This is a genomic window from Capnocytophaga sp. (genome assembly GCF_030532915.1).
Taxonomy (GTDB): Bacteria; Bacteroidota; Bacteroidia; order Flavobacteriales; family Flavobacteriaceae; genus Capnocytophaga.
On sequence record NZ_JAUNKD010000021.1, the window covers coordinates 21791 to 46497 of the forward strand.

A 24707-nucleotide genomic window follows, 5' to 3' on the forward strand; every position below is an offset into this window, starting at 1 on the left:
TCGTTTTCTTTTTTCGTAGAAATTTTCCGTAAGAAAAATTATTGTATCTTTACCGCCAAGAAGTAAAATTGTTAATACATATTGTTTAATTGTTAAGAGAATAGTATATGAAAGTATCAAGACTACGTACTTTGCTTTTGTTTCTTTTCGTTTCTGTGGGCTTGTATGCTCAGCAAATCGTGAAAGGAACAATTACGGATGCAGCCACCGGCGACCCTATTCCGGGTGCAAGCGTTGTTGTGAAGGGCACTTCAACGGGTGTGGCAGCTGATTTTGACGGAAATTTTGAATTGAAAGCCGAAAACGGTTCGGTGCTCGTTTTTTCGTCAGTAGGATACAAAACACAGGAAATCACTGTGAAGGGCAATACGCTTAATGTGTTATTGCAAGAAGATGCCCAACAACTTGATGACGTGGTAGTTATCGGGTACGGGGTAGCCAAGAAAAAAGACGTTACCGGTTCGGTGAATTTGGTAACTTCAAAAGATTTTAGCAAAGGGCAAAACCTTTCTGCGGGTGATTTGTTGCAAGGAAAAGTAGCCGGTGTGCAAATCACTTCGGGAGGAGGAGCACCCGGTGAGGGGCAAAACATCCGTGTGCGCGGAACAGGTTCTTTGACCTTGAATTCCAATCCGTTAGTGGTAGTTGACGGGGTTCCGATGAATGACGGAACTATCGGAGGTGCCCGAAGCATTTTAAACGACATCAATCCTGATGACATTGAAAGTATGACGGTACTGAAAGACGCTTCATCAACAGCCATTTACGGGTCGCGCGCTGCCAACGGGGTCATTATGATTACCACCAAAAAAGGGAGAAGCAACCAAGAAACGCAAATCACTTTAAATTCAAGTATTTCCGTTGCCGAAGTTTCTAACTACGTGAATGTTCTTTCCACCGATGAGTTCCGTAAGTTGATTAATGAAACCGGAACGGCTTCCCAAAAAGCCATTATGGGCAATGCTTCAACTAACTGGCAAAAAGAGATTTACCAATTAGCACCCACAACCAACACCTCATTGGGAATTTCAGGAAATTTGAAATCGCTTCCGTATCGCTTGTCGTTGGGACATACCTATGCCGACGGGGTGCTGAAAACCGACAATTTCCAACGGGCAACCGCCAAGCTCTCATTAACACCTCGTTTTTTTGACGATGCCTTAAAAACGGAATTCAACGTTTCGGGTTCGTTCGTGAAAAACCGCTTTGCCGACAGAGGTGCCATCGGAGCAGCCGTTGAGTACGACCCTACGCAACCCGTGCGCATCAATTCACCAAAATATGACGGTTACTATTCTTGGCTTGATGCCAGTAGTGGTTCGCAAAGCAACACCGCACCTACTAACCCGGTGGCTTTGTTGAACTTACGAAACAACACCGCCGAGGTAAAACGCTTGATTTCAAACTTAAAAGTAGATTACACACTGCCGTTCTTTAAAGACATCACGGCAACTATCAATGCAGGTATTGACCTTACCAACAGTAACGGAAAAGACCTTGTAGACCCTAAAATGCCTAAGTCATCAGCTGATTTTAACGGCGTTAATTCCATTTACGAAAACCAAGCCGTGAACACACTTTTTGATGCGTATGCTAATTATATGAAAGATTTGGGCAAACACTCCATTTCGTTTATGGCTGGGCATTCTTACCAAAAATTTGAATTCACAAACGATTCAAAAAGAACTGAATTTTTTAACGGCAAGAAAGATGTAATCATTCCGGTGATTGACAAAAGTCGAAACGTGTTGATTTCCTTCTTCGGAAGAGCCAATTACAGCTTTGACAATCGTTATATGCTTACCGCAACGCTTCGCGCCGATGCTTCATCAAAATTAAATCCGGATGACCGTTGGGGCTACTTCCCTTCGCTTGCATTGGCTTGGAACGCTAAAAACGAATCTTTTTTGAAAGAAAGTGAAAATGTAAACGAATTGAAACTCCGTTTAGGCTACGGCGAAGTGGGTAACGTAAACGGATTGGGTGATTATCTATTCCTGACACGCTACGTAGGAAGCGTAAATCAAGGTGCTTATTATCAGTTTGGCAATCAATTTGTGCCGACAGCCCGCCCCGAGAGTTTGAACAAAAACTTACGTTGGGAAGTGGGCAACACGCTTAACGTAGGTATCGACTACGGATTCTGGCAAAACCGCGTTTCGGGTAGTATCGACCTGTATCGCAAACTCACCAAAGACCTTATCGCCGAAAGCAACGTAGCGCCGTTTACCAACTACGGAAGCCGTATTTCAAGCAATATTGGTGATATGGAAAACAAAGGAGTTGAATTCTTGTTGAATGTTGTTCCTGTCCGCACTGATGATATGAATTGGACGTTGAGTTATAACATCGCTTATAACGATAATAAAATCACCCGCCTTACCAACCTACAAAACGTGGGAGGCATTAACGGAGGAACCGGAAACAACGTGCAACGCCACCAAGAGGGCTACGCTCCTTATACGTTCTTCTTGTATCAGCAAGTGTATGACAGCAAAGGCTTCCCGATTGAAGGAGCGTATGTGGACAGAAACAACGACGGCAAAATTACCGAAGATGACCGTTATATGGGTAAATCACCTTATGCCGACGTTACAATGGGGCTTACCACCAATTTAACGTACAAAAATTGGGATTTGAACATCGCTACCCGTGCCAGTTTAGGAAATTATGTGTACGATAACGTATCGTCAGCCAACGCTTCTTTGGACAGGGTTTACAGTGACAACATCCTTCGTAACACCATTGCAACCTATTACGACACCTTGCTTTCAAAACGAACTACCGAAACTCTACTTAGCGATATGTATCTGCACGATGGTTCGTTCTTTAAGGTTGATAACATAACCTTAGGATATAACTTCCCGAAAGATAAATACGGCATTCGCCTGTACGGAACCGTGCAAAACGTATTGACAGTAAGCAATTACAAAGGTTTAGACCCCGAAGTAGTTACTTTTGATATTTTCGGAAAACCGGTATTTGGCATTGACAATAACGTGTATCCGCGTCCGAGAACCTATTTAGTGGGAATCAATGTAAATTTCTAACCTAAAAACAAATTTGAGAGAATGAAAAAATTTAGTACATACAAAATATGGGGTTTGGTAGCGGCTTTTGCCCTAAGCGGATGTCTTAAAGACCTTAACCAAGACCCGTCTATTGACCCCGACAGCATCACTTCAAGTTCGGTAGAAACCAATCCGGAGTACGCCAAACAAGCCTTAGCCAAAGTGTATGCTTCGCTGGCATTAACCGGGCAACAAGGACCTACCGGAACAGCTGACATTCAGGGTCTTGACGAAGGAACTACACAGTTCACACGTTTGTTGTTCTATATGCAGGAACTTCCCACTGACAACGCCATTGTGGCGTGGTCTGACCCCGGTGTGCCTGACTTTCACAACCTAAACTGGTCGTCATCAAACGGAATCATCGAAGCGATGTACTACCGTTTGGCACAATCCGTTTCGTTTGCCAATGCTTTCATTGCCAATAATGAAAAGAGTTCTAATGAAGAAATGAGAAAATACGGTGTGGCTGAGGCGCGTTTTATCCGAGCCTATGCTTACTATCACCTGATGGATTTGTTTGGTAACGTACCCGTACTCACACAAGTGCAAGACAACCTTACGGGGCAAAACACCCGCAAAGAGGTTTTTGAATTTATCGAAAGCGAACTAAAAGCCATTGAAAACGACTTAAAACCCGCCAAAAGCAACGAATACGGTCGTGTTGATGTAGCGGCTGCGTGGGCATTGCTTTCGCGTTTGTACTTGAATGCCGAGGTGTACACCGGCACGGAACGTTATGCCGATTGCGTTACGTACAGCGAAAAAGTAATTGCTTCAGGGTATGCATTGCACAATAATTATGTGCATTTGTTCTTGGCAGATAACGACACTAACGGAGCGCAAAACGAGAATATTTTTACCGCAAACTTTGACGGGGTAAACTCGCAAACGTGGGCAGGAAGCACCTTCTTGGTTCACGGAGCCATTGGCGGAAAAATGAGCTTAACCGATTTCGGCGTAAGCGGAGGTGCTTGGGCAGGTATCCGCAGCACAAAGGCGTTGGTTGAAAAATTTGCCGGAACGGGCAATCCGCCAACCGCTTGGACTGACAAACGCGCAATGTTTTTCACGGACGGGCAAAAATATGAAATCACCAACGTATCCGATTTTAAAGAAGGATATGCCGTAATGAAATTCAAAAACCTAACTTCGGCAGGACAACCCGGAAAAGACCCCGGAGGAATGTTCGTCGATACCGACATAGCGCTTATCCGTTTGGGTGAAATTTATCTAAATTATGCCGAAGCTGCCGTTCGTAAAGGTGTAAATCAAGCTAAAGCATTGGAGTACGTAAACGCATTACGCACGCGTTCGGGCGCATCGGCTCTGACAACGCTAACAGCCGAAAACGTACTTGATGAGCGTGCCAGAGAGTTATATTGGGAAGGTTTCAGACGTACCGACCTTATCCGCTACGGATTATTCACTTCATCAACGTATTTATGGCCATTTAAAGGTGGTGTAGCCTCAGGTGCAGGCGTTGATGCCTACCGAACGTTATATCCTATCCCTACCAATATTATTTTGAGTTCAAAAGGCGTACTGAAACAAAACGCCGGATATTAATCATCACGAAGTTGCCCGCATAAACCTTCGGGCAACTTCTTTAAAAACACAGAAAAATGAAGAAAATAATATATTTGATGAGCTTGCTGACCCTCACCTTGGCAAGTTGCGAAAAAGACGAAAAAGCTACCTATGACGGCAACGCCAAGGTAACGACAACGTTGTCAACTGAAAGCGTAGTGCTTGAAAAAGACAATGCCAACCAAACGGCACTGACCGTTACGTGGGAAAGCACGCCCGTAAACGTGAATGTTGCTAAACCGTTGTATGAAATTGTGTTTACCAATGGTGCAAAATCTGCAAGTGAAACCGCATCAGAATCACCCGCCGTGTTTACTGTGGCGCAATTAAACCGAATAATGCTCAACATCAGTGCTGAAGCTGACAAAGAAGCTACAATTTCAGTAGCCGTAAAAAGAAAATTAGGGGCGAACCACTACGTTAATTTTACGGAGAAAAACCTGAAAGTAACTCCATACAAAGACCTTATCACCCCTACTGACTGGGGTTTGGTTGGAAGCGCAGCTCCTAATGGCTGGGACGGGCCGGATGTTCCTTTCTGGAAATCAATAGAAGATGACTCTCAATTTGTAGCATATGTTACCCTAAAAGACGGAGAAATTAAATTCCGTAAAGATAACAAATGGGATGTGAACTTGGGTGGCAGTAACGGAACGCTTACCGATGGAGGCGACAACATCAAAGTAACCGCAGGCACATACAAAATCCTGCTGAATGTAACTGCCAAAACATACAGCATTGAACCCTATACATTGGGAATTGTAGGTGACGGCGCCAACGGTTGGGAAGAAAATCAAGACAAGGATATTAAACTTGCTTATGACGGAGCAACCAACACGTGGAAAGCTGAAAACGTAACTCTTAAAGACGGGCAAATCAAATTCCGACTTAACAATGCGTGGGCTGTAAACTACGGAGCAGACACTGCTACGGAACCAGCCACAGAGCAAAGCGGTGCTTTAATTGCGGGAGGTAAAAATATCAAATCCCACGCGGGGAAACACAATGTTACGTTCTCATTTGACGAAAAGACAAAAAAAGGTACGTATAAGTTAGAAAAACTATAACCATCAAAATAAAAGTACCGAACGGATTGTTTTCGGTACTTTTATTTTTGAAAATTGCTATAGGTTAAAATTATTAGAAATATTCAAAACCTCTATAAAAGCAAAACGGTTGTCTTAATGATAAGACAACCGTTTGTGTAATAATATGTAACAATCTAAAAACCCCTATTTGAAGAACGAATGCGAAACAACATCTCTTCGCTCGTCATTCTTTTTGTCGTATTTTCGCAACTCGCTGAGCCAATAAACGAAAAATCCGCAAGCGATAAGGATAAAAATCCAACTTACCAAATTAGCTGTCCACCAGTTTTCGAGTTCCAAACTACGAATATAATTCAACGGAAGAAACAAAATTTCTTCAAAAAGATATTGTATAGCTTCAAAAAATGCTTTCATAGCTTCTTTTTTAAAAAATTATTGGGCAAAGATATTAATTCTTTTTGGATAAATAAATTTTTTTACCAATTTCTAATGCAATTTTATGCAAAAAATACACTTTTTCTCCGTTTGAACTTGCTTCAATGAGAAAATTATCGCCTTGAAAATAAGCGTTTTCAACCACCGCTTCCCAGTTTGATTGCGTAACGGCTTCAATTTGATAGGGTTTTAAGAGAACCACTTGTCCGTTTTCAACATATTTGGTAACATCACCGAAAAGCGAAGCCGTGTAAAAATCGTCATTTTGGTGATAAATTTCCAGCAAATTTCCGAAGGTAATGCGCTTTCCGTCTCTCATTATCAGTACTTTATCCGAAAACGAAAGCGCTTCTTTTGTGTCGTGCGTGGCAACGATACAACTGATTTTTTTGGATTTCAGATACGAAAAAAGCGTACGTTGCAATTTGCTCCGTCTGAAACTATCAATTTGGCTAAAAGGTTCGTCAAGTAGCAGTAATTCAGGTTCTTGAGCCAGAGCCATTGCCAAACCGACGCGTTGTTTTTCGCCTCCGCTGAGTAAAAGTGCTTTTCTGTCGGTAAAATTTTCCATTTCCACCAGCGAAAGTAATTCACTCACGCGTTGTTTTTTGTAATCCAAATCAATGTTCGACAGAAATTTCCCGACATTTTCAGCCACCGTGTGATAGGGGCTTAACCCAAAATCCTGAGCCAAGTATTTCATTTTCTTATAACCCGGAACCAGCTGAAAAGCAGGGCCTAACACCTTTTCGCCATTAAAAACAACGCTTCCTTCGGGTAAATCAAAAAGCCCGTAAATGGCTTTAAGCAGCGTGCTTTTCCCGCAGCCGCTTTCGCCCATAACCGACAGATGCTCACCTTGTTGCAATTCAAACGAAACAGCCCGAAAGCCCGCATTATTGCCCTCGTACGAGTATGATATGTGATTGACTTCTAACATCGTTTTAAAAAAGCAAATATATAGGAAATAACTAAAAATACAATACTGCCACATAATCAATCACTTACAGGTTGTGTTTTATACCAAATAAAAATTAATTTAAAAAAAGTTGACAAAAAGTTTTTTCTATTTAAAAAATAATTCTACATTTGTAGTCTAAAATCTAATATTGTAGAATTATGAAAAAATTATCAAAGACAGAAGAACAACTTATGGAATATTTATGGCAGCGACAAACGGCTTATATGAAGGATTTATTGGAGGCTTATCCTAATCCTAAACCTGCCAATACTACTATTGCTACGCTGCTTAAACGAATGATTGACAAGCAGATGGTAGGATTTTACCAAAGAGGAAACTCACGTGAATATTATCCGAAAGTTTCCAAAAGTGCTTATTTTTCCCGAAAAATGAAAACCATTATTAACGATTATTTCGGAAATTCAGCTTTTCAGTTTGCTTCCTTTTTTGCTAAGGAAATTTCAATGACACCCGAACAATGGGAAGAATTGAAAAAAATAGTAGATTCAAACCTTAAAAAGGAATAAAATGATACCGTATCTTATCAAAACGCTGTTGTGTGGAATATGCTTTTATACGCTGTACCACTTTCTTTTGTCGCGGGAAAAAATGCTGATTTTCAATCGGTTTTTCTTGTTTTTGGCTTTGGTAGCTTCGTTTGTTTTTCCACTGATTACCTTTGAAGTGCCTTTTGAATCTGTGTTTAACAAAACATTCAATGAAACAACAGTAGTTCAAGAAATTAACGTTTCCGAATTCTACGAAAACGGAGTGAAAGCTCCCGTAACGGAAACTTTTGGTTTTGTGTCATCAATTTTCATTGTGATATATTTGTTAGTTGCCTCTGTGAAGTTATTTCGTTTCGTGCATAATTTACTGAAAATCTATAAGAAAGCAAAAAAGTATCCGAAGCAAATTTATCAAGGAGCTTATTTAGTGTTTTTAAATGAAGAATGTGCACCCCATTCGTTTTGGAATTATATTTTTATCAATAAAGAAGATGCCTATGAAGAAAAAATTTTGTTACACGAACTTACCCACGTCCGACAAAAACATACTTTGGACTTGCTTTTTGTCGAATTTTTGAAAATCGTGTTTTGGTTTCACCCGATGGTGTATTTATTTGGAAAAGCCATCCGAATCAATCACGAGTTTTCAGCCGATGCCTGTGTAGTTGCAAAATACACAAATATTGCAGATTATCAAATGCTTATCCTAAGGAAAGCGGCTTCTGCAAGTATGCCAATTTATAATTATTTTAATTTTTACAACACAAAAAAACGTTTGATTATGTTACAGACAAAAGTAAATCATTTTCGTAATTTATGCAAAGTGGCGTTACTTATTCCAATAAGTATTCTATTTCTTGTTGTTTTTGCTGAAAAAACATACGCCCAAGAGGTTGAAAAACAAAAAGAAGTTTCGCCATCACAACCATCTACTAACTATAAAATAATAAGAGTAGAAGGTGTAAGTTTCCCTAACGGAAAAGGAGAAAAAACAACCGTTATTTTAACAAATGAAGCCGGTAATGAGATTGTAGAGCAAATTACCAACAAAACAGACAGAGCGGTTTTTACCAAGAAGTATGGTTTGCAATTACCACCTCCGCCACCACCTCCGCCGTCTGTTATTAGCGTAAAAAAAGCTGAGGAACTACCTCCGCCGCCACCTCCGAAGCCCGTTAAAGAAAAGTAATATTATTTTTCAAGGAGAAATTAACAAAGAAAAAGCAAGTTTTTAAAACTTGCTTTTTTATTCCGATAATAATAATCCAACTATCTTAAAATTATAACTGATTTCCTATAAAATCATCAAAAATACCTTTAAATTGCAGTTGATAACGCATTATATATTCAAAAAATAGGTTACTTCAACCTTTTCGGTGGGTGTTGGCGTATGGTCTTCCAAAATAACCTTGATAAAATACTGATAAGTAGTGTCGCCGGCGATATCTTCATCATCAACGGAGGTTATTTTGTTAGAAAAACTGCGCCATAGGGTTGGTTTTTCGCCTTTAATGGTTTTGTAGATGATAATTTCACTGATTTCGGGCTTTATTGGTTCCCAGCGGAGTTGTATTTTTCCTTGGTTTACTCTTCCGTTTAAGCCGCGAAGCACCCGATTGTCACGAGAAGCTTGATGCCTGATATGGATAACGGGTGAAAATTCGGAGCGATTGCCATTTCGGTCTTCCGCTTGAAGCGAATAGACATAAACACCTGTCAATTCAGCGGTTTCTTTAAATGAATACGTTTCGTTATTGGTGTGTTTCTGTGAGTGTATCTTTTCCCACTGTCCGTTTTCTTTTTCCTTTCGATAGATATGATATTGCACCACATCGTAATCATAACTTTTTCGCCAATTGAGCTTCCAGTGGTTCTTTTCTTCCGTATATTCAGTGAAAATAGGTGCTGATGGCGGTATTTTATCGGGTTTTTCTAACTCAATAATCTCTTTTTCGGACTCGTTTTTACGAAAATCAATAGCACTTACGCCATAAAATACCTTTTTGTTTAGATTTTTTATCGAGATAGTGTCTGAAAACTGCGTTTCGGTGATGTGTGAATCGGTGATACGCATCATTTCAGACTCGTTTTTGTTCATTCGGAAGACGTAATACCCCATTGTGTCATCGGTATTGGGTTTCCAGCGAAGACGCACGATTCCCAGCGAGTCGATAGTTGCTTCAAGTCCTTGGATGGTGCTTGGCGGAATGTCGTCATCAGGTTGAACGAGCATTGCAAAGGAATCCTGCGATGTGCCGTCCTTTCCGAAGGTTCGAATTTTGTAATAATTAGATGGAGTAGGGGGCAAATGTACGGCATTTCGTTCTGAAATAGCAATGTTATCTATTACAATGGTGTAGTTTTTGTCATCCGGAGCGTGGAGTAGGGCAAAATGAGTGGCTTCGGACTCATTTTCTTTCGGAAAAGCCCACAAAATGCGGTATTTTTCGCCTTCTAAGGCTTGCGTTTGGGTCAGTTGAGCAGCAATTCCTAATTGTTTTGTGCCTTTTCCGCTTAAAATTTTCGTGTAGGGGCTGTAACTTCCAAAGATGGTCTTTCCCCGCAAACGGTAGGAGAATGTTTTGTCGTTTTGAGAGAGCGAATCGACATAAATCATCGCCGTTGCCTCGGGGTTTGGGTTCATATTCACAACGGGAAGCTCACTAACGGACTTAAAATCGCCATTTTCTTCGGCTTTTTCCAGAAAATAATAGCCGTAAAGGTTTTTTAGTGTGCTAAAATCCCACGAAAGTAATACTTTTTGGTCTTGAAAGAAAGCGAGGAACTCCAATGGAGCGGGTAATTCGTCTTTTTCTTGCAAACTTGCTTCTATTCCGGCTTCAATTACGGATAATTTTTCATTGGGAAGGAGTTTTATACGATAGAAATAGCTTTCATTGGGCTGGATTTTCGTGTCTACGTAGCCCCAACCTGCAAATTGAGCCACCTCAAAGTCTAAATCGGCAGCCATTAAGGCAAATGAGAAGCGTTGTTCAATTTCTTTGGCTTTATTTACGATGCCTTCAATTGGATTTTCTCCGGAAGTGATTTCCGTTTGGAAAGTTTCGCCGTAAATGGCTTGTGCTATGATTGCCGCATTGTCATTTTTCTCCACCCAAGGCTTCCATTCTTCCATTTTTGGCACAAAAAAATGCCCTAAATCGGTTATTTCAGCCTGCGGAAGGAATTTTCCGTTTCGCATTATTGTAAATCGTTCCAATTGAAAGCCTATTGCATTTGATTTTTGCCAAGCTACGGGTGAATCGACTGCCCAACGTAGGCAAATTGTGTTATTTTTTACCTCTTTTGCGATTCGTAATGTTGGGTTTTCTTGTCCTATTATGTGATTGCAGACAAAAAGAAGCAAAAAACAGATGGTTTGTATGTGTTTTTTCATAAAATGAATCGGTTTGTACTATTTTTTGAGCGGATGGTGATTAATTTCACTCGGATGACGGATACTTTTAATTGGATAGCGTATATTTTCACTCGGATGACGCATACTTTTAATCAGATGACGCATACTTTTTGTTAGATGGTGTGTAAATTATATTTAACAATGAGTGTTTATGATTTAAAACATAGTAAAACTTATATCTTTCCGAAAAAAAATACAATATCCTAATTAATTTTAGCGACAAAAATATAAAAAAATAGGGTTTCACCTGCACAATCAACGGAAATAATTTGCTTTTTCAAAATCTTTGAAGTTGTTGTCGGGGTTTTATTGCGTGTTTTACCCTTAATATTCAGGCTGCTTCACCCTTCTCTACTTCGTTTTGTGCTGTTTCACACTTTTTGAACGTTTTGTTGTATTTGTAACAAAGTGTATTGTGATATAATTTTTGTATGTATATTTGTCCGTAAATTTTTATCAAATGGAAGAGAAACAAATCGTTAAAATCAGTTTGGTTGCTGCACTTTTGCCTATTGTTGCGCTGATAGTGATGCTGGGTTACAATGTGTTTTTTGTTTATGGGGACAATGCGCTGGGCGGTTCCAATCAGTTTGTGTTGCTTTTGGGGGCAGCCATTGCCGTGTTGGTGGGGGTGGCTCATAAAATACCCGTCCATACGATGACGCACGAAATTTATAACAACATCAAATCAACTAGCGGGGCTATTTTGATTTTGTTGCTGGTGGGTGCTTTGTCGGGTACGTGGTTGCTTAGCGGCATCATTCCGTCGATGATTTATTACGGATTGAACATTCTTACCCCTGCCATATTTTTGCCGGCTTGTGTGATTATCTGCTCATTGGTTTCGGTGGCGGTGGGCAGTAGTTGGACAACTTCTGCCACTATCGGCATTGCGCTGGTGGGCATCGGAAGTTCGCTTGGTATTCACGAAGGACTTATCGGTGGCGCTATTATTTCGGGCGGTTATTTCGGTGATAAAATGTCGCCGATGAGTGATACCACCAATCTGGCGCCTGCCCTCGCCGGAACAGATGTTTTTACGCATATCCGTTATATGCTTTTTACCACCGTGCCAACCATTTCCATTACGCTATTGATTTTTATCGTCATCGGGCTGAATATCGATACGCACGGTATTTCCGATACAACTGCCATACAAACCGCTATTTTGCAACGATTTAACGTAACGCCTTGGGTGTTTGTGGTTCCGGCAATTATTTTGCTGATGATTTACAAAAAGGCTGAACCGCTGGTGGCTTTGTTTTGTGGCGTGTTGCTTGGGGTGGTGTTTGCGCTTTTGTTTCAGCAGGATTTACTTTTGATGCTTACGCAGAAAAACACCTTTGAATTCAACGCATTGTATCGGGTTATAATGGAAACCATTACCACTTCAACTCAAATTCCTACGGATAATCAGGTGCTTAACGAATTGTTTTCTTCGTCAGGAATGGGCGGAATGCTCAATACGATATGGCTGATAATCTGTGCGATGGCTTTTGGCGGAGTGATGGAAGCCATTGGGGCTTTGGAGCGGATTACGCAATTTTTGCTTGATTTGTTTACTTCCGTTTTTGGGTTGTTTGCCAGTACGGTAATTAGTTGTTTGGCGCTGAATATCACCACGTCCGACCAGTATTTGGCGCTTGTCGTTCCGGGAAAAATGTTCGCAAAGGCATACGCCCGAAAGGGATTGGCGCCTGAAAATTTGAGTCGCACCTTGGAAGATTCAGGTACGGTAACCTCGGTGTTAATCCCTTGGAACACCTGTGCGGCGTATAATAGCGGGGTTCTTGGAATCCCGACACTTACGTATCTGCCGTACGCGTTTTTTAATCTTATTAGTCCGTTTATGACGCTTTTATTCGTGGCTTTTAATATTAAAATCCGCAGAATAACGCCTCAATAACAGTAGATTATTAAAATGATTCTATTGTTGTGCGATTACGATTTTTCCTTTTGGGGTAATTGAAATAAGGATTCGCTCTTGACTGCCTTGTAATGTAACGGAATTTTCTATTTTTAAGCGTGATTGGGTGGTGCAGACAATCAAATGTTTTCCTTTGGGAAGGAAAAAGGTGTTGGATATGCCTTCTTTTGTGAAATTTTCTGAAAAGAATCCGTCAATGGTAACGGAAACGGGTTCAAAATAGTTATTTTGTACGTTAATTTGGTATTTTTCGGGTTCAGAAGCGGTTTTTGAACAAGAAAAAACGCCTAAAAACGGACTAATAGCCAAAATAAGAAGCCAAATTAGTGGTTTTGTACCACGATAATTGTTTGTAACTTTCATTGAGTGATGTGTTTGAGTTGAATAAATATGCGCTGATTCCGTGGCAGTTATCAAGGGACAAATTAGCCATTTTGGTGGTGTGCTTTTCCACTTTACAAAGTTTTTGCCAGCAATCGTTTATTTCGGGAATAGCATTGGGTTGGGAGTGTAAAATCTGTTTTAGGTCAAATAACAATTTTTCGTTATTTCGGCTATATTGTTGTAAATCATCAATTTGTAATTTAGTGGTTTTTTTCATTTCAGTGGTTATTTTTCTACAAATCTGAGCCAAATGTTCCAGAAACTGACCGTTAATCAACGTGACAGTGGCAGACTGGTAAGCCCCTTTTTGTGAGGCGTAATACTCGTAGTAGGTTTTGACAGCTTTTTCAAGTTGCAGATTGTTAGTTAGGTACGGAATTATTTGTTGGTACGGAAAACCATCGGCTAAAATTTCGGCAGGTGAAGCGATGAAAAAATCAGCTGTGTGGCGCAGTTCATACAACACTTCAATTGAAGCCATAAAACAAGCGTCAAACAGCAGATAATCAAAGTGATATGGGGTGAGGCTTTCGGCAAGTTCTGTGATTTCCATAGCCGAGTCAGTAGGCACATTGTCTTTTCCGAATGATTTAAAGAAAGGCGTTGTGATGTTTTTTGCTGTGTTTCGGTTGTTGTCAATGTGATAATCATTTGGAAGCCAAGCGTTTCCGTGTGACCATAAAACGAGTCCTTTGGGGTGGTTTGTGCCCCGATACACCGAAAAGGCATCTTTTAAAACGCTTTGAAAAACGTGCTTATCGGCAGAATTTTGTTCAGGATAGGTGTAGATGATTTTTGATTTCACCTCATCGGAAGTGTCAGGTGTAATTTCAAGAAGTACAGGGTGTTGCGGCAGTCCTGCTGAAGCATACGTATCGATGTAAACCAACCATTTGTCGCGCCCGTTTGGGATAAACGCCCGCTCCATTTCGTTGATATCTTTTAGGGCATAAGGAGCAAGGTCATTATCGGCAATCATATACACCAATGTAATTTCGTGTTTTTGAGGCTGCTTGTTTGGAAGGTTTTCGCTTTGGCAAGAAAAAAGCAATGCAGTCAGTGCCAGTAAAATATAAAAACGCATAGGTTTTGGTTTAAGAACTCCGGCAGTGCACTCACTGCCGGAGCATTTTGGTTATTTTGCTAAATAATTTTCTTCGATTTTAATGCCATCAACACGGATTTCATTTGTATATGCAACGAAGCCACAACCCTTGTTTTGCATATATCCGTTTACTTCTATTTTATATGTTTTTGCCGAATTTTGTAAATACAGCGTTTCGGTTTTTCCTGTGTAAATGTCATTTTTGGAATCCAGTGGAATAAAAATTCTTAAATAGCCTTTTTTGTAAGTGTTGTCAAGTGCCAAAGGATAATTTTTTTTGATAGTATTAACCTCTTTGTACATCTTAACAGTGTTCTCGTTGAGATTTCCTGCTGAATTTATAAATTCTTTGTAAGTTTCTGATTCTTTATTAATAAGCAAACTAAGCACAGGAGGAGGAACATGGCAAATTTGTTTGTTTTTTGAGCAACTTATTGAAAGGAGTACCGTTGATATGAATAAGAATATTTTTTTCATAATAGTTTATTTTACAATTAACATTTTGTTTGCTTCTTTGTAGTCTTTTTTGTTATTGGACTTATAACTTGATGAGCCATATTGGTTAAGGCTTGCATCAAAAATACCAGCCCTATACCATCCTGAATTGTCATTTTCTATTCCGTACTTACGTAGGGAACCATCTAAAAATAAACTGTTTTCTCCCCAGCCAAAATTTTGGTGTACTAACTCAAAAATATTACTTGAATGAACCTCGTAAGAAGCTATAAGGTCGTCGTAACAGTTGGAAACGTAAAAAGTTCTTATAGGTTGCCTCATTTGGACATAACCATCAATTACCCAAGCATGGCAATTTTCATAAGTTGTGTTATATCGGATACCTAAAAACCGATGGCTAATTTTTTTAGAACAACCATCCATATATACGGGGGTCCCTTTCTGTATTTCTCTGATAGCTTCCCATATATTACCATTTACTTGCCTAACATTGTACCCTAATTTTTTAAAAGTATCTTCGGCGTTATTAGTAGATGCTCCACTGCCATCACAACCGTAGTTCATATCTAACAGATCCCCATCTCCTAATTTTGCCAATAAATATTGTATATCTTCCTTGGCGGTAATATTGTTGCTAATCCCCAAACTATAAACGTTAGAAAACATATCTCCGCTATCCACCTTTGTCATCTCATTCCAGTGCATTGTCCGCCCTTTGAAAACCGCCGGTTTTTTGTGGTATGCCATTAATTGTCCCACGGCAGTAGCAACACAACCTACGGGAGCCTCATCATTACTACATTTTAAAGGAACCATATTGTTGTAATCTCCACTTTGTCCCCAAAGAGTTTTCAGTAAAGGAGCTATTTTATGTTCAATTCTCCAATGATCTTCCTTTCTGTAACCATTTTCTAATTCCTTTTTATAATCATCCATCTGTGGATGCCAATTTGTAAAGGTTATGTCAACTCCATAAACAGAACAAAACCATTCTCTGTATTCTTCGTGGGAATTGAAATTCATTCCTTCTGATGAGTGTTTCGTCTTCACTCGTTTCCCTTCTCTATCAAAATACCCTTGTTTAACAAGTTCTTCTTGTTTTTCTTTTGGAAGTTGCTTAAAAATGAGTTCTTCGGCTTGGGTTTTTAAATTTTCTTTGTTTTCCTCGAATTTTTCACGTTCTTGGTTTATGTAGTCTTCAACGTATTCAAAAAGAATTGCTTGACCAGGGTTGCTTGGTGCTTTGCCTAAGGAGCCGTGTGAGTTATAAGCAAGCACGCCCGGTACGCGCCTGTCAGCAGAAGTGACGACATAACCTTGATTGTTGGCAAAATTAATCACGTACACATCGGCTTGTTCTTGTTCACTTGATTTGGTAGGCACGTATGGTTTGCGCGAACCCGCCCTAACCACTTCTGTTGAAGCAATTTGTAGAGGTGATTTGGTTATAATGCCCTCCACTTCACGCATTTGAGTGGCGGTAAGTAGGGCGGTTTCTTGTGCCTCTTTTGCCGAAATGTGTGTCTGTCCTGTTAGGGCAACCAGAGCCAACATATTTGAATTCACGGTTTCACTTGTTTCAGGGGGCAGCACTGTGGTGGTAGTTTCATCTGTAAAAGATGCAGCACTTTCTTCTTGTTGGCAAGAAACGAAAATCCCTGTCGCTAAAACGAAAGATAAAATTTTTCTTTTCATAAATCTAAGTGTTTGATTAATATTTATTAATTTCTTGTAAAAGATTTGTTTGCAAATGTATGTCTAAAAATAATTAAAAACAAATAAAACATAAATTTTAACATTTTGAAAACATTGCTTTCTTTTTTTTGGTTAATGACTGATTTTTTTGAAGCGAATGGCGAGTGGAGTGTTTCGTATTCGGTGTAAAAATCTTGAAAAACAATGATTTTAAACAAGCTTTAAAAGTTGTTTATTATCAACAGGTTATAAAAAAAAGTAATTTAGACTCAAAAAAAACATTCTAAAAATTTTCTTAATTCTGCGTGAAAATGTATATTTGCCCGACCAAGAAAAGTCGTATTTTTTATTTTTTATAAAATTCTGATGATAACAAGAAGAATAATGCAAAAAATCACTCTATTATTGTTGTTTTTGTTGCCGTTTCAAGGATTTTCTTCCGAAACAAGCAAAAACGATGAAGCGTTTGACCCGGTAGGAATGATTATGCACCATATCGGAAATTCGCACGAATTTCATATTGCTGATTATCAAGGAAAATCAATGTCCTTGCCACTTCCCGTAATCCTCTGGACGGACAATGGTTTGGTTACCTTTATGTCAAGTGAATTTCATCACGACAATGACGGAAAAGTGGCTGTTGAACGCAACGGAATGAAATTCAGTCGTTTTCACGAAGGGATTTACTACGCCAACGCCGACGGAAGTCTGTCGTTTGACGCAAACGGACACGTAACCAACGCACAACCGCTTAGCTTTTCCATTACAAAGAACGTATTTTCAATGATTTTGGTTTCGTTGCTGTTGTTGGTGGTTTTTATCCCGATGGCACGTTCTTACAAAAAAAATCAAAAAGCACCCAAAGGTGTTGCGGCTGTTTTGGAGCCAATCGTTCTTTTTGTGCGTGATGATATTGCCGTTCCGCAAATAGGCGAGAAAAAATACGCTCGTTATATGCCTTATCTTTTAACGATTTTCTTTTTGATTTGGTTCGGAAATCTATTCGGATTGATTCCGTTTTTCCCGTTTGCCGGAACGCTTACCAATGATATTCTCTTCACCGGATTTTTGGCGGTAGTTACCTTTTTGGTAACGCTGTTTAGCAGCAACAAAAACTATTGGAAACATATTTTTGCTACGCCCGGTGTTCCCGCTTGGCTCTTGCCGATTATGATTCCCGTTGAAATTTTAGGGATGTTCACCAAACCTTTTGCCTTGATGGTGCGTTTGTTTGCCAACATCACAGCGGGGCATATCATCATTTTGAGTTTGATTTCGTTGATTTTCATTTTCAAAACGCTTTTAGTTTCGCCTGTTTCCATTGCTTTTGCATTGTTTATTAACATTTTGGAATTGTTGGTGGCGGTGTTGCAGGCTTATGTTTTTACATTGCTTTCGGCATTGTTTATCGGGCAGGCTGTTGAAGAAGAACATCATTAATTTGCTGATTTAACGATTTTTATAATTATATTTTTTATTAACATTTAATTTTTTTATTATGACTTTAGCTTTAGGAGGAATTGGGGCTGCTATTGCAGCTTTGGCAGCAGGTTTCGGGATTGGTAAAATTGGAGCAGCCGCTATGGAAGGTATAGCTCGTCAGCCCGAAGCAGCTTCAAAAATTCAAACAGCTATGATTATCGCTGCCGCTCTTATTGAGGGTGTTGCCCTTTTTGCTGTGGTAGTTGCGTTAATCGCAAAATAGTTAAGTTCAAAAATCATCTTGCAACGGTTGGTTGCAAGGTGGTTTTTTTGCAAAAAAATAAATTGATTCACTAAAATAAATTTTAAGTAATGAACGTTACACATCCTGAAAGTTTTTTGTTTTGGGCGACATTAATCTTTGTCGTTCTACTCTTTTTATTGTCCAAATACGCTTGGAAACCTATCCTTTCGGCGGTAAAACAACGTGAGGATTCTATCAATAACGCGCTTGAAGCCGCCGAAGAAGCACGCAAACAAATGGCAAACCTAAAAGCCGATAACGAGCGATTGCTTGCCGAAGCCCGTGCTGAGCGTGACCAAATGCTAAAAGAAGCCAAAGAACTCAAAGACAAAATCGTAGCCGAAGCCAAAGAAGAAGCTCAAAAAGAAGGGCAAAAACTCATTGAGCAAGCCAAACAAAGCATCGATGCCGAGAAAAAAATGGCAGTGGCACAACTTAAAGAAAAAGTGGCTACCCTATCGGTGGACATTGCCCGAAAAGTGATGAAAGACGAGCTTGCCGACCAACAAAAACAAGCCACGCTCATCAACGATTATTTAAAACAAGCTACTTTAAACTAATTGATTATGTACGAAGGATTTAGAGCAGCGGGCAGATATGCAAAAGCACTCTTGGAGCATTCCCTACAAAGCCATTCGCTTGAAAAGGTGTTCCAAGATATGCAATTGATACACAAAACCATAGAAGAACACAAGGATTTAAACCGATTGTTGGCATCGCCGGTGGTGAAAGTTTCCGTAAAGCGAAATGTTTTAAACAAAGTTTTTACCAACCTTTCCACCGAAACGCAACATCTGTTTAAATTGTTGGAACAGAACAAAAGGCTTCCCATCATTAATTTGGTAGCCCAGAAGTTCATCGCCTATTACAACGAACACAAAAACAACAAAACGGCTTACGTAACCACGGCAGTTCCGCTTACTGACCAGCTCAAAACACAAGTGTTGCAAAAGGTGGGCGAACTTACGGGCAATGCCAATATCGAACTTAAAAATAAGATAGACCCTAACATCATCGGCGGGTTTATCCTCCGTGTGGGTGATGCTCAATACAATGCCAGCGTAGCCCATAAATTGGCAACCATCGAACGCAATTTTAAAGAAAATTTGTTCGTGTAAGTAATTGGAAATAAAGATAAAATAATATAGCTGTTTGACACAGACATAAACACAAATATAACTAAAATGGCAGAAATAAAAGCGGCTGAAATTTCAGCAATTTTAAAAGAACAATTAGGCAATTTTGACGTAGCAGCCTCGCTTGAAGAAGTGGGGACGGTGTTGCAGGTGGGTGACGGTATTGCCCGTATCTTCGGTTTGTCAAATGCCCAATACGGAGAATTAGTGCAGTTCGACAACGGTTTGCAAGGAATCGTGTTGAACCTCGAAGAAGATAACGTAGGTATCACCCTTTTGGGGGCTTCGACCGACATCAAAGAAGGCGATACCGTAAAAAGAACGGGGCTAATTGCCTCTATCAAAGTGGGTGACGGCATCGTGGGGCGTGTGGTTGATACGCTCGGAAATCCCATTGACGGAAAAGGACCTATCACGGGTCAGTTGTACGAAATGCCGTTGGAGCGTAAAGCACCGGGGGTTATCTTCCGTCAGCCGGTAAACGAACCATTGCAAACGGGAATCAAATCCGTTGATGCGATGATTCCTATCGGACGCGGGCAACGTGAGTTGGTGATTGGAGACCGCCAAACGGGAAAAACTACGGTTTGTATCGACACCATTCTGAACCAAAAAGAATTTTACGACGCAGGAAAACCTGTGTACTGCATATATGTGGCTATCGGACAGAAAGCCTCAACGGTGGCTGCCATTGCCAAAACGTTGGAAGACCACGGGGCGTTGGCTTACACTACCATCGTAGCGGCAAACGCTTCTGATCCGGCACCAATGCAGGTGTATGCTCCGTTTGCGGGGGCTGCCATTGGAGAGTTTTTCCGTGATACGGGTCGTCCGGCTTTGATTGTTTATGATGATTTGTCAAAACAAGCGGTGGCGTATCGTGAGGTGTCATTGTTGCTTCGTCGTCCACCCGGACGTGAGGCGTACCCCGGGGACGTTTTCTACCTGCATTCACGTTTGCTTGAAAGAGCTGCAAAGGTAATCGCTGATGATAGCATCGCTAAGAAAATGAATGACTTACCGGAAAGCATCAAGCATTTGGTAAAAGGAGGCGGGTCACTTACGGCACTTCCGATTATTGAAACGCAAGCGGGAGACGTTTCGGCATATATTCCAACCAACGTGATTTCAATTACGGACGGACAGATTTTCTTGGAGTCTGATTTGTTTAACTCGGGCGTGCGTCCTGCTATCAACGTGGGTATTTCGGTATCGCGTGTAGGAGGTTCGGCTCAAATCAAATCGATGAAAAAAGTAGCGGGAACGTTGAAACTCGACCAAGCACAATATCGTGAGTTAGAGGCGTTTGCGAAATTCGGTTCAGACTTAGATGCTGCCACAATGAACGTTATCGAAAAAGGAAAGCGCAACGTGGAGATTTTGAAGCAATCACAAAACGACCCATATACGGTTGAAAATCAGATTGCAATTATCTATGTGGGGTCGAAAAACTTGCTTCGTCAAGTGCCTGTAAATAAGGTAAAAGAATTTGAAAAAGAATATTTGGAATTCTTGAACCTGCAACACCGCAATGTTTTGGACGGACTTAAAGCAGGGCAACTCACAGATGAAATCACTGGAACGCTTGAAAAAGTAGCCAAAGAAATCGCAGAAAAGTACGCAAAATAATGTCATCATCTTTGCCAAGTGCAACATTTGGCAAAGATTGATTTTTAGCTTAAAGTTCGGCAAATTCTTTGCAAATAACTTTTACGGATTTTTAAATAATTGGTTATGAATATTATAGTAAAACCAACATCGGTGGAAGAGAGTTTCTTTATAGAGGAAATTTTAAAGAAGATGGGTGTTCCGTATGAGAAGGAACAAACAGCTTCGGCGGAGTTCTCACAACCACAAACTGAATCCATCAAAAGAGGGATTGAGCAAGCCGATAGAGGATTGTTAAAATCCAATTTGGAAGTTCGTAAAAAGGCAGAAAGTTATATAAAATATAATTAAATCATAGTTTTTTGTATCGCTTTGAAGAACTTTGATTTTGAGTGTTGATAAACGGCATTGGAGACGAAACGTTAAGAAAATCAATGAATGTAGCGTGGAAAATTTCCACTGTTTGAGCGAAGCGAGTTTGGAAATTTTCAGCGGAATTCATCTGATTTTTAGTGGAGTATCCAAAGCCTTGATTTTTGGTTCTTTTCATCTAAGGAAAAGAACAACAAGAAAATAACTAACAAAAATAAACAATTTAGTCATTCATTTATGGCAAATTTAAAAGAAATACGAAGCAGGATTTCATCGGTAAGCTCTACGATGCAGATTACGGGAGCGATGAAAATGGTATCGGCGGCAAAACTCAAAAAAGCCCAAGATGCCATCATCGCGATGAAACCCTATGCTTACAAACTAAAACAATTGTTGGAGCAACTCAGTTCCGCTTTGGGTAATGATAGTATCTACAACGAACGCAATGAGGAAATTAAGAATGTATTGATTGTTCCGATAACTTCCAACAGAGGACTTTGCGGGGCGTTCAATTCCAATATCGTTAAAAAGGCGTTGGAGTTGGAAGAAGGCAAATACCGAAACTTGAACGTTCAGTTTTATACGGTCGGCAAGAAAGGAAATGACATTTTGAAAAAAACCGATAAGGTTTTCAAATACGAAACGCATATTTTTGACGATTTGACCTACGCGGCGGCTGCCGAATTGGCTTCCGAGTTGATGGAATTGTACACTTCGGGGCAGTTTGATAAAATCGTGTTGGTGTACAATAGTTTTAAGAATGCTGCTACACAGATAGTTACAGAGGAAACATTCTTGCCTATCCAAGCGATAGAAAACGAAGAGGTGCAATCGGCAACGGATTATCTGTACGAACCCTCGAAAGAAGAAATCGTGAAAGAACTCATTCCGCGTTCATTAAAAACGCAGATTTTCAAAGCCTTGCGTGATTCTGTCGCTTCTGAACACGGGGCACGAATGACGGCAATGCACAAAGCCACCGACAATGCCAATGAGTTGCGTAACCAACTCAAACTGACTTACAATAAGGCACGTCAGGCAGCCATCACGGGCGAAATTCTCGAAATCGTGGGTGGTGCCGAAGCATTGGCGTAAAATCTTTTTCATAACAATAAATATTTATTGTAAAAAGGGAATTGATTCAATTCCCTTTTTTGCATATTCAAAAAAAGGTTGTACTTTTGCCGGACATTTGGGGTCGACCGGTTTTGACAGTAAGTCGAATTGAAATGTAAGCATACCGAGCTATGAAATTAATGCTCGTTAATCTCTATTTCAAACTTTTTAAATGGCGAGAATAACTACGCTCTTGCTGCCTAATCTGAAGTTTAGTAAGATTTCTGGCTAAGTCTCTACAAGGTAGGGAAGCGAGATGTCTCTGAAAAGCCCTTGTTGACGGCGGTTCGTACAGAGGCACCATAAAAGTCAACATTGAATTGGAGGTACGTTTCCGCCGAAAATTCCAATTTTAGGAAACTAAGCGGGTTGTGGGCGGTTTTTGGTCAGCAATCCGACGAAAATCAAACAAAAACTAAGTATGTAGAAAGCATTTGAATTGCTTATTTGGACGAGAGTTCGATTCTCTCCGACTCCACAACTAAAAAGGATAATTATTTAATTTATAAATAGTTATCCTTTTTGTTTTGTTAATTTGTACAACCGTTGTACAACCAAAAACCAAACAACGATTTTTTAGGTTTTTTTTGAAGCGTAAAAATGTGTTTGGCGGGTCGGACTTTTTTACTACCTTTGCCCCGTACTTCATAAAGGCAAACGCCTGCCGTTGTACTAAAATATTTTGAATACAAAAAGCCGTGTAATTTAATACACGGCTTTTCTCTTTTCAGTTGTTAAGAACACTTAACAACTGCCTTTATTCTTTCATTGTGTGAAGCGTATCCAGTACATCGGCTTCATCGTACATACTAAACGTTATTTGTTCAGCTATCTTCAAAACATCTATAATACTGTGAATGTTTACTATTTCTTTGGCGTTAATTTCTTGGTCGCTTTCTACTTTGTAATATAACGCTCCAACGGCGGTATTTATAAGACTGCCTACTGAATTAATTAGGCTGTAATACGGATAGTCGCCGTCTAAATTAATGGTTGTGTAATTGCCTGTTTGCGTTTGTTTTACGGCGTTTAACTTTTTTAATAGCTCTTGCAATGTTACATTTTTTGTACTCATTTTTTGGATGTTTTGGAAAAATATATACCCGTACGGTTTAGGTGTTCCAACGCCATCCATTGCGTTTGCGGGGCTTTCGCGCACCGCCACCATACCACACGGGCAAAATCTTTATTTCTATCTATGTAATGGATATTTTGGAATTGCAAATATACGCTTTTTTCTGAAAATTGGCGTTTTTCGGTTAAAAAAATGGTTCTGAAACGTTGTTTTTTGGGCGGGCTAATGTTTATTTTTCGGCTTATGTCAAAAAATATCTTCATTTTTTCGTTCAAAAATGAAACACCAATTTAACAGAAATGCATAAAAACCGCTTTTCAGCCTTTTATTTGCGTTATTTCGGGGCGTTCGGGTGTTATCATTAGAAAACGCCAAAGCTAATTTTTTGGTACTTTTCCAGTACTGAAACAAGCATATTTATTTCCTTTGCGGGGGCGTTTTGGGTTATTAGTTCCCCAATATGGGCGTGTAGGCGTGATATGTTTTTTTCAATTACTAAAATATCGGCTTTGGCTTTCTTTATCCATACGCCAACGGTTTGCTCCGTTACGCCCAACTGGTGGGCTATTTGCTTGTTATTAAAACCCTGTATGTGTAGCTGTACGGCTTTTCTGTACGTTTCTTTGTTATGGGTTCGGGCTTTGAAATACTGTTTTTCGGGTTCGGCTTCGTTCATTTCGTGCCATTTGTTTAATGTGTTCATATATTCAACGGTTTTTTAATTAAATACTCTGATATTCTTTCTTTTATCTCTTTCATTAGTTTTTCAAACTCTTTTTCTGTAACAAGGGCTTTTAATTGTTTTTTTGCGGGCGTTCCTATGTATTCGTGAAACGTCCGATAACAAATAAAATACCTGCATTCTATGATTTTGAAATAAATTTCTTGTAAGTTCAAGCCTATTTTATGTTTTTGAAAATAGGTTATCTCTTGTACTTCAATCATTTTTACTAATAAATTTTTTCTATTGTATGCCATTGGGTATATTGTTTAAATTGGTTATTTTTCGTATTAAATTTTTTGCCCGCCAACTTGTTAAAATTATTTCGCTCCCGTTTTTTCGGGTTGGGGGTA

Annotated in this window: 25 protein-coding genes and 1 other RNA gene; 14 read left to right on the forward strand and 12 right to left on the reverse strand. The window is 39.8% G+C overall.

Translation table 11 applies throughout. The annotated features are described in order from the left end of the window. The first annotated feature begins 107 nt into the window (after window positions 1-107). Genes Q4D72_RS07800 through Q4D72_RS07810 form a run of 3 tightly spaced genes read left to right on the forward strand, consistent with a single transcriptional unit; the run spans window position 108 to window position 5728 of the window. Entirely contained in the window at window positions 108-3050 is a 2943-nt protein-coding gene (locus tag Q4D72_RS07800; protein ID WP_303077227.1) for a TonB-dependent receptor, read from the forward strand. A 21-nt stretch (window positions 3051-3071) separates the two neighbouring features. Beyond that, the gene (locus Q4D72_RS07805) at window positions 3072-4640 is read left to right on the forward strand and encodes a RagB/SusD family nutrient uptake outer membrane protein (protein ID WP_303077228.1); all 1569 of its coding nucleotides are present in this window, start codon (window positions 3072-3074) and stop codon (window positions 4638-4640) included. 56 nt (window positions 4641-4696) lie between these two features. Continuing rightward, complete coding sequence (locus tag Q4D72_RS07810) at window positions 4697-5728, forward strand: SusE domain-containing protein (RefSeq protein ID WP_303077230.1); 1032 nt, start codon at window positions 4697-4699, stop codon at window positions 5726-5728. A 165-nt stretch (window positions 5729-5893) separates the two neighbouring features. Here the strand turns inward: Q4D72_RS07810 and Q4D72_RS07815 are convergent, their stop codons facing one another. Next, window positions 5894-6124: a uracil phosphoribosyltransferase gene (locus Q4D72_RS07815; RefSeq protein ID WP_303077232.1), complete on the reverse strand. Its 231-nt coding sequence runs from the start codon at window positions 6122-6124 to the stop codon at window positions 5894-5896. Window positions 6125-6158: 34 nt separating this feature from the next. After that, a complete protein-coding gene (locus Q4D72_RS07820; RefSeq protein ID WP_303077234.1) occupies window positions 6159-7085 on the reverse strand; it encodes an ABC transporter ATP-binding protein in 927 nt (308 codons plus the stop codon). Between the two features lie 179 nt (window positions 7086-7264). Here Q4D72_RS07820 and Q4D72_RS07825 point away from each other — a divergent pair, with 179 nt between their 5' ends. Together Q4D72_RS07825 and Q4D72_RS07830 are read left to right on the forward strand one after the other, a co-directional pair. Continuing rightward, window positions 7265-7633 carry a BlaI/MecI/CopY family transcriptional regulator gene (locus tag Q4D72_RS07825; protein ID WP_303077236.1) on the forward strand — a complete coding sequence of 123 codons (369 nt, stop codon included), beginning with the start codon at window positions 7265-7267 and terminating at the stop codon, window positions 7631-7633. 1 nt (window position 7634) lies between these two features. Beyond that, the gene (locus Q4D72_RS07830) at window positions 7635-8804 is read left to right on the forward strand and encodes a M56 family metallopeptidase (protein WP_303077237.1); all 1170 of its coding nucleotides are present in this window, start codon (window positions 7635-7637) and stop codon (window positions 8802-8804) included. 150 nt (window positions 8805-8954) lie between these two features. Here Q4D72_RS07830 and Q4D72_RS07835 read toward each other — a convergent pair whose 3' ends face one another. Continuing rightward, window positions 8955-11012, reverse strand: a complete 2058-nt coding sequence (locus Q4D72_RS07835; RefSeq protein ID WP_303077238.1) for a fibronectin type III domain-containing protein — start codon at window positions 11010-11012, stop codon at window positions 8955-8957. A gap of 481 nt (window positions 11013-11493) precedes the next feature. On the opposite strand from Q4D72_RS07835, the gene Q4D72_RS07840 reads away from it, so the two are divergent. After that, on the forward strand, window positions 11494-12939 hold the full coding sequence (locus Q4D72_RS07840; protein WP_303077239.1) for a Na+/H+ antiporter NhaC family protein: 1446 nt from the start codon (window positions 11494-11496) through the stop codon (window positions 12937-12939). Window positions 12940-12960: 21 nt separating this feature from the next. Here the strand turns inward: Q4D72_RS07840 and Q4D72_RS07845 are convergent, their stop codons facing one another. Genes Q4D72_RS07845 through Q4D72_RS07860 form a run of 4 tightly spaced genes read right to left on the reverse strand, consistent with a single transcriptional unit; the run spans window position 12961 to window position 16600 of the window. Continuing rightward, window positions 12961-13323, reverse strand: coding sequence for a hypothetical protein (locus Q4D72_RS07845; RefSeq protein WP_303077241.1), 363 nt, complete (start codon window positions 13321-13323; stop codon window positions 12961-12963). After that, entirely contained in the window at window positions 13259-14428 is a 1170-nt protein-coding gene (locus Q4D72_RS07850; protein ID WP_303077242.1) for a clostripain-related cysteine peptidase, read from the reverse strand. The genes Q4D72_RS07845 and Q4D72_RS07850 overlap by 65 nt, the downstream gene beginning before the upstream one ends. A gap of 51 nt (window positions 14429-14479) precedes the next feature. Continuing rightward, a complete protein-coding gene (locus Q4D72_RS07855; protein ID WP_303077244.1) occupies window positions 14480-14926 on the reverse strand; it encodes a hypothetical protein in 447 nt (148 codons plus the stop codon). Window positions 14927-14932: 6 nt separating this feature from the next. Continuing rightward, window positions 14933-16600: a C10 family peptidase gene (locus Q4D72_RS07860; protein WP_303077246.1), complete on the reverse strand. Its 1668-nt coding sequence runs from the start codon at window positions 16598-16600 to the stop codon at window positions 14933-14935. 366 nt (window positions 16601-16966) lie between these two features. On the opposite strand from Q4D72_RS07860, the gene atpB reads away from it, so the two are divergent. The 6 genes from atpB (at window position 16967) to Q4D72_RS07890 (ending at window position 21421) form a co-directional block, all read left to right on the forward strand. Further along, window positions 16967-18040, forward strand: coding sequence for a F0F1 ATP synthase subunit A (atpB, locus tag Q4D72_RS07865; RefSeq protein ID WP_303077247.1), 1074 nt, complete (start codon window positions 16967-16969; stop codon window positions 18038-18040). Between the two features lie 58 nt (window positions 18041-18098). Further along, a complete protein-coding gene (gene atpE / locus Q4D72_RS07870) occupies window positions 18099-18305 on the forward strand; it encodes an ATP synthase F0 subunit C (RefSeq protein WP_018280211.1) in 207 nt (68 codons plus the stop codon). Window positions 18306-18394: 89 nt separating this feature from the next. Further along, the gene (locus Q4D72_RS07875; RefSeq protein WP_303077251.1) at window positions 18395-18886 is read left to right on the forward strand and encodes a F0F1 ATP synthase subunit B; all 492 of its coding nucleotides are present in this window, start codon (window positions 18395-18397) and stop codon (window positions 18884-18886) included. Between the two features lie 6 nt (window positions 18887-18892). Next, window positions 18893-19444, forward strand: a complete 552-nt coding sequence (gene atpH, locus Q4D72_RS07880) for an ATP synthase F1 subunit delta (RefSeq protein WP_303077253.1) — start codon at window positions 18893-18895, stop codon at window positions 19442-19444. A 66-nt stretch (window positions 19445-19510) separates the two neighbouring features. Further along, window positions 19511-21091 (forward strand): F0F1 ATP synthase subunit alpha, encoded by a 1581-nt coding sequence (atpA, locus tag Q4D72_RS07885; RefSeq protein WP_303077255.1) that lies wholly within the window; start codon window positions 19511-19513, stop codon window positions 21089-21091. A gap of 105 nt (window positions 21092-21196) precedes the next feature. After that, window positions 21197-21421, forward strand: coding sequence for a hypothetical protein (locus Q4D72_RS07890; RefSeq protein ID WP_303077256.1), 225 nt, complete (start codon window positions 21197-21199; stop codon window positions 21419-21421). A gap of 1 nt (window position 21422) precedes the next feature. Here Q4D72_RS07890 and Q4D72_RS07895 read toward each other — a convergent pair whose 3' ends face one another. Next, a complete protein-coding gene (locus Q4D72_RS07895) occupies window positions 21423-21620 on the reverse strand; it encodes a hypothetical protein (protein WP_303077257.1) in 198 nt (65 codons plus the stop codon). Window positions 21621-21679: 59 nt separating this feature from the next. Between Q4D72_RS07895 and atpG the strand changes: the two genes are divergently transcribed. Then, window positions 21680-22537 carry an ATP synthase F1 subunit gamma gene (gene atpG / locus Q4D72_RS07900; protein WP_303077258.1) on the forward strand — a complete coding sequence of 286 codons (858 nt, stop codon included), beginning with the start codon at window positions 21680-21682 and terminating at the stop codon, window positions 22535-22537. Window positions 22538-22636: 99 nt separating this feature from the next. Next, window positions 22637-23039, forward strand: a transfer-messenger RNA (tmRNA) gene (gene ssrA, locus Q4D72_RS07905). A gap of 276 nt (window positions 23040-23315) precedes the next feature. Here the strand turns inward: ssrA and Q4D72_RS07910 are convergent. The 4 genes from Q4D72_RS07910 to Q4D72_RS07925 form a co-directional block, all read right to left on the reverse strand. Continuing rightward, window positions 23316-23633: a hypothetical protein gene (locus Q4D72_RS07910; RefSeq protein WP_303077260.1), complete on the reverse strand. Its 318-nt coding sequence runs from the start codon at window positions 23631-23633 to the stop codon at window positions 23316-23318. Further along, window positions 23630-23896, reverse strand: coding sequence for a hypothetical protein (locus Q4D72_RS07915; protein WP_303077261.1), 267 nt, complete (start codon window positions 23894-23896; stop codon window positions 23630-23632). The genes Q4D72_RS07910 and Q4D72_RS07915 overlap by 4 nt, the downstream gene beginning before the upstream one ends. 98 nt (window positions 23897-23994) lie before the next feature. Beyond that, window positions 23995-24336, reverse strand: a complete 342-nt coding sequence (locus Q4D72_RS07920; protein ID WP_303077263.1) for a sigma factor-like helix-turn-helix DNA-binding protein — start codon at window positions 24334-24336, stop codon at window positions 23995-23997. Then, entirely contained in the window at window positions 24333-24611 is a 279-nt protein-coding gene (locus Q4D72_RS07925) for a hypothetical protein (RefSeq protein WP_303077264.1), read from the reverse strand. The genes Q4D72_RS07920 and Q4D72_RS07925 overlap by 4 nt, the downstream gene beginning before the upstream one ends. Between the last annotated feature and the right edge of the window lie 96 nt (window positions 24612-24707).

Excerpts from the sequence above, each read along its gene's own strand:
- Q4D72_RS07800 (WP_303077227.1), top strand. The coding sequence starts at position 108 with ATGAAAGTATCAAGACTACGTACTTTGCTTTTGTTTCTTTTCGTTTCT.
- Q4D72_RS07805 (WP_303077228.1), top strand. The coding sequence starts at position 3,072 with ATGAAAAAATTTAGTACATACAAAATATGGGGTTTGGTAGCGGCTTTT.
- Q4D72_RS07810 (WP_303077230.1), top strand. The coding sequence starts at position 4,697 with ATGAAGAAAATAATATATTTGATGAGCTTGCTGACCCTCACCTTGGCA.
- Q4D72_RS07815 (WP_303077232.1), bottom strand. The coding sequence starts at position 6,124 with ATGAAAGCATTTTTTGAAGCTATACAATATCTTTTTGAAGAAATTTTG.
- Q4D72_RS07820 (WP_303077234.1), bottom strand. The coding sequence starts at position 7,085 with ATGTTAGAAGTCAATCACATATCATACTCGTACGAGGGCAATAATGCG.
- Q4D72_RS07825 (WP_303077236.1), top strand. The coding sequence starts at position 7,265 with ATGAAAAAATTATCAAAGACAGAAGAACAACTTATGGAATATTTATGG.
- Q4D72_RS07830 (WP_303077237.1), top strand. The coding sequence starts at position 7,635 with ATGATACCGTATCTTATCAAAACGCTGTTGTGTGGAATATGCTTTTAT.
- Q4D72_RS07835 (WP_303077238.1), bottom strand. The coding sequence starts at position 11,012 with ATGAAAAAACACATACAAACCATCTGTTTTTTGCTTCTTTTTGTCTGC.
- Q4D72_RS07840 (WP_303077239.1), top strand. The coding sequence starts at position 11,494 with ATGGAAGAGAAACAAATCGTTAAAATCAGTTTGGTTGCTGCACTTTTG.
- Q4D72_RS07845 (WP_303077241.1), bottom strand. The coding sequence starts at position 13,323 with ATGAAAGTTACAAACAATTATCGTGGTACAAAACCACTAATTTGGCTT.
- Q4D72_RS07850 (WP_303077242.1), bottom strand. The coding sequence starts at position 14,428 with ATGCGTTTTTATATTTTACTGGCACTGACTGCATTGCTTTTTTCTTGC.
- Q4D72_RS07855 (WP_303077244.1), bottom strand. The coding sequence starts at position 14,926 with ATGAAAAAAATATTCTTATTCATATCAACGGTACTCCTTTCAATAAGT.
- Q4D72_RS07860 (WP_303077246.1), bottom strand. The coding sequence starts at position 16,600 with ATGAAAAGAAAAATTTTATCTTTCGTTTTAGCGACAGGGATTTTCGTT.
- atpB (WP_303077247.1), top strand. The coding sequence starts at position 16,967 with ATGATAACAAGAAGAATAATGCAAAAAATCACTCTATTATTGTTGTTT.
- atpE (WP_018280211.1), top strand. The coding sequence starts at position 18,099 with ATGACTTTAGCTTTAGGAGGAATTGGGGCTGCTATTGCAGCTTTGGCA.
- Q4D72_RS07875 (WP_303077251.1), top strand. The coding sequence starts at position 18,395 with ATGAACGTTACACATCCTGAAAGTTTTTTGTTTTGGGCGACATTAATC.
- atpH (WP_303077253.1), top strand. The coding sequence starts at position 18,893 with ATGTACGAAGGATTTAGAGCAGCGGGCAGATATGCAAAAGCACTCTTG.
- atpA (WP_303077255.1), top strand. The coding sequence starts at position 19,511 with ATGGCAGAAATAAAAGCGGCTGAAATTTCAGCAATTTTAAAAGAACAA.
- Q4D72_RS07890 (WP_303077256.1), top strand. The coding sequence starts at position 21,197 with ATGAATATTATAGTAAAACCAACATCGGTGGAAGAGAGTTTCTTTATA.
- Q4D72_RS07895 (WP_303077257.1), bottom strand. The coding sequence starts at position 21,620 with ATGAAAAGAACCAAAAATCAAGGCTTTGGATACTCCACTAAAAATCAG.
- atpG (WP_303077258.1), top strand. The coding sequence starts at position 21,680 with ATGGCAAATTTAAAAGAAATACGAAGCAGGATTTCATCGGTAAGCTCT.
- Q4D72_RS07910 (WP_303077260.1), bottom strand. The coding sequence starts at position 23,633 with ATGAGTACAAAAAATGTAACATTGCAAGAGCTATTAAAAAAGTTAAAC.
- Q4D72_RS07915 (WP_303077261.1), bottom strand. The coding sequence starts at position 23,896 with ATGAAGATATTTTTTGACATAAGCCGAAAAATAAACATTAGCCCGCCC.
- Q4D72_RS07920 (WP_303077263.1), bottom strand. The coding sequence starts at position 24,336 with ATGAACACATTAAACAAATGGCACGAAATGAACGAAGCCGAACCCGAA.
- Q4D72_RS07925 (WP_303077264.1), bottom strand. The coding sequence starts at position 24,611 with ATGGCATACAATAGAAAAAATTTATTAGTAAAAATGATTGAAGTACAA.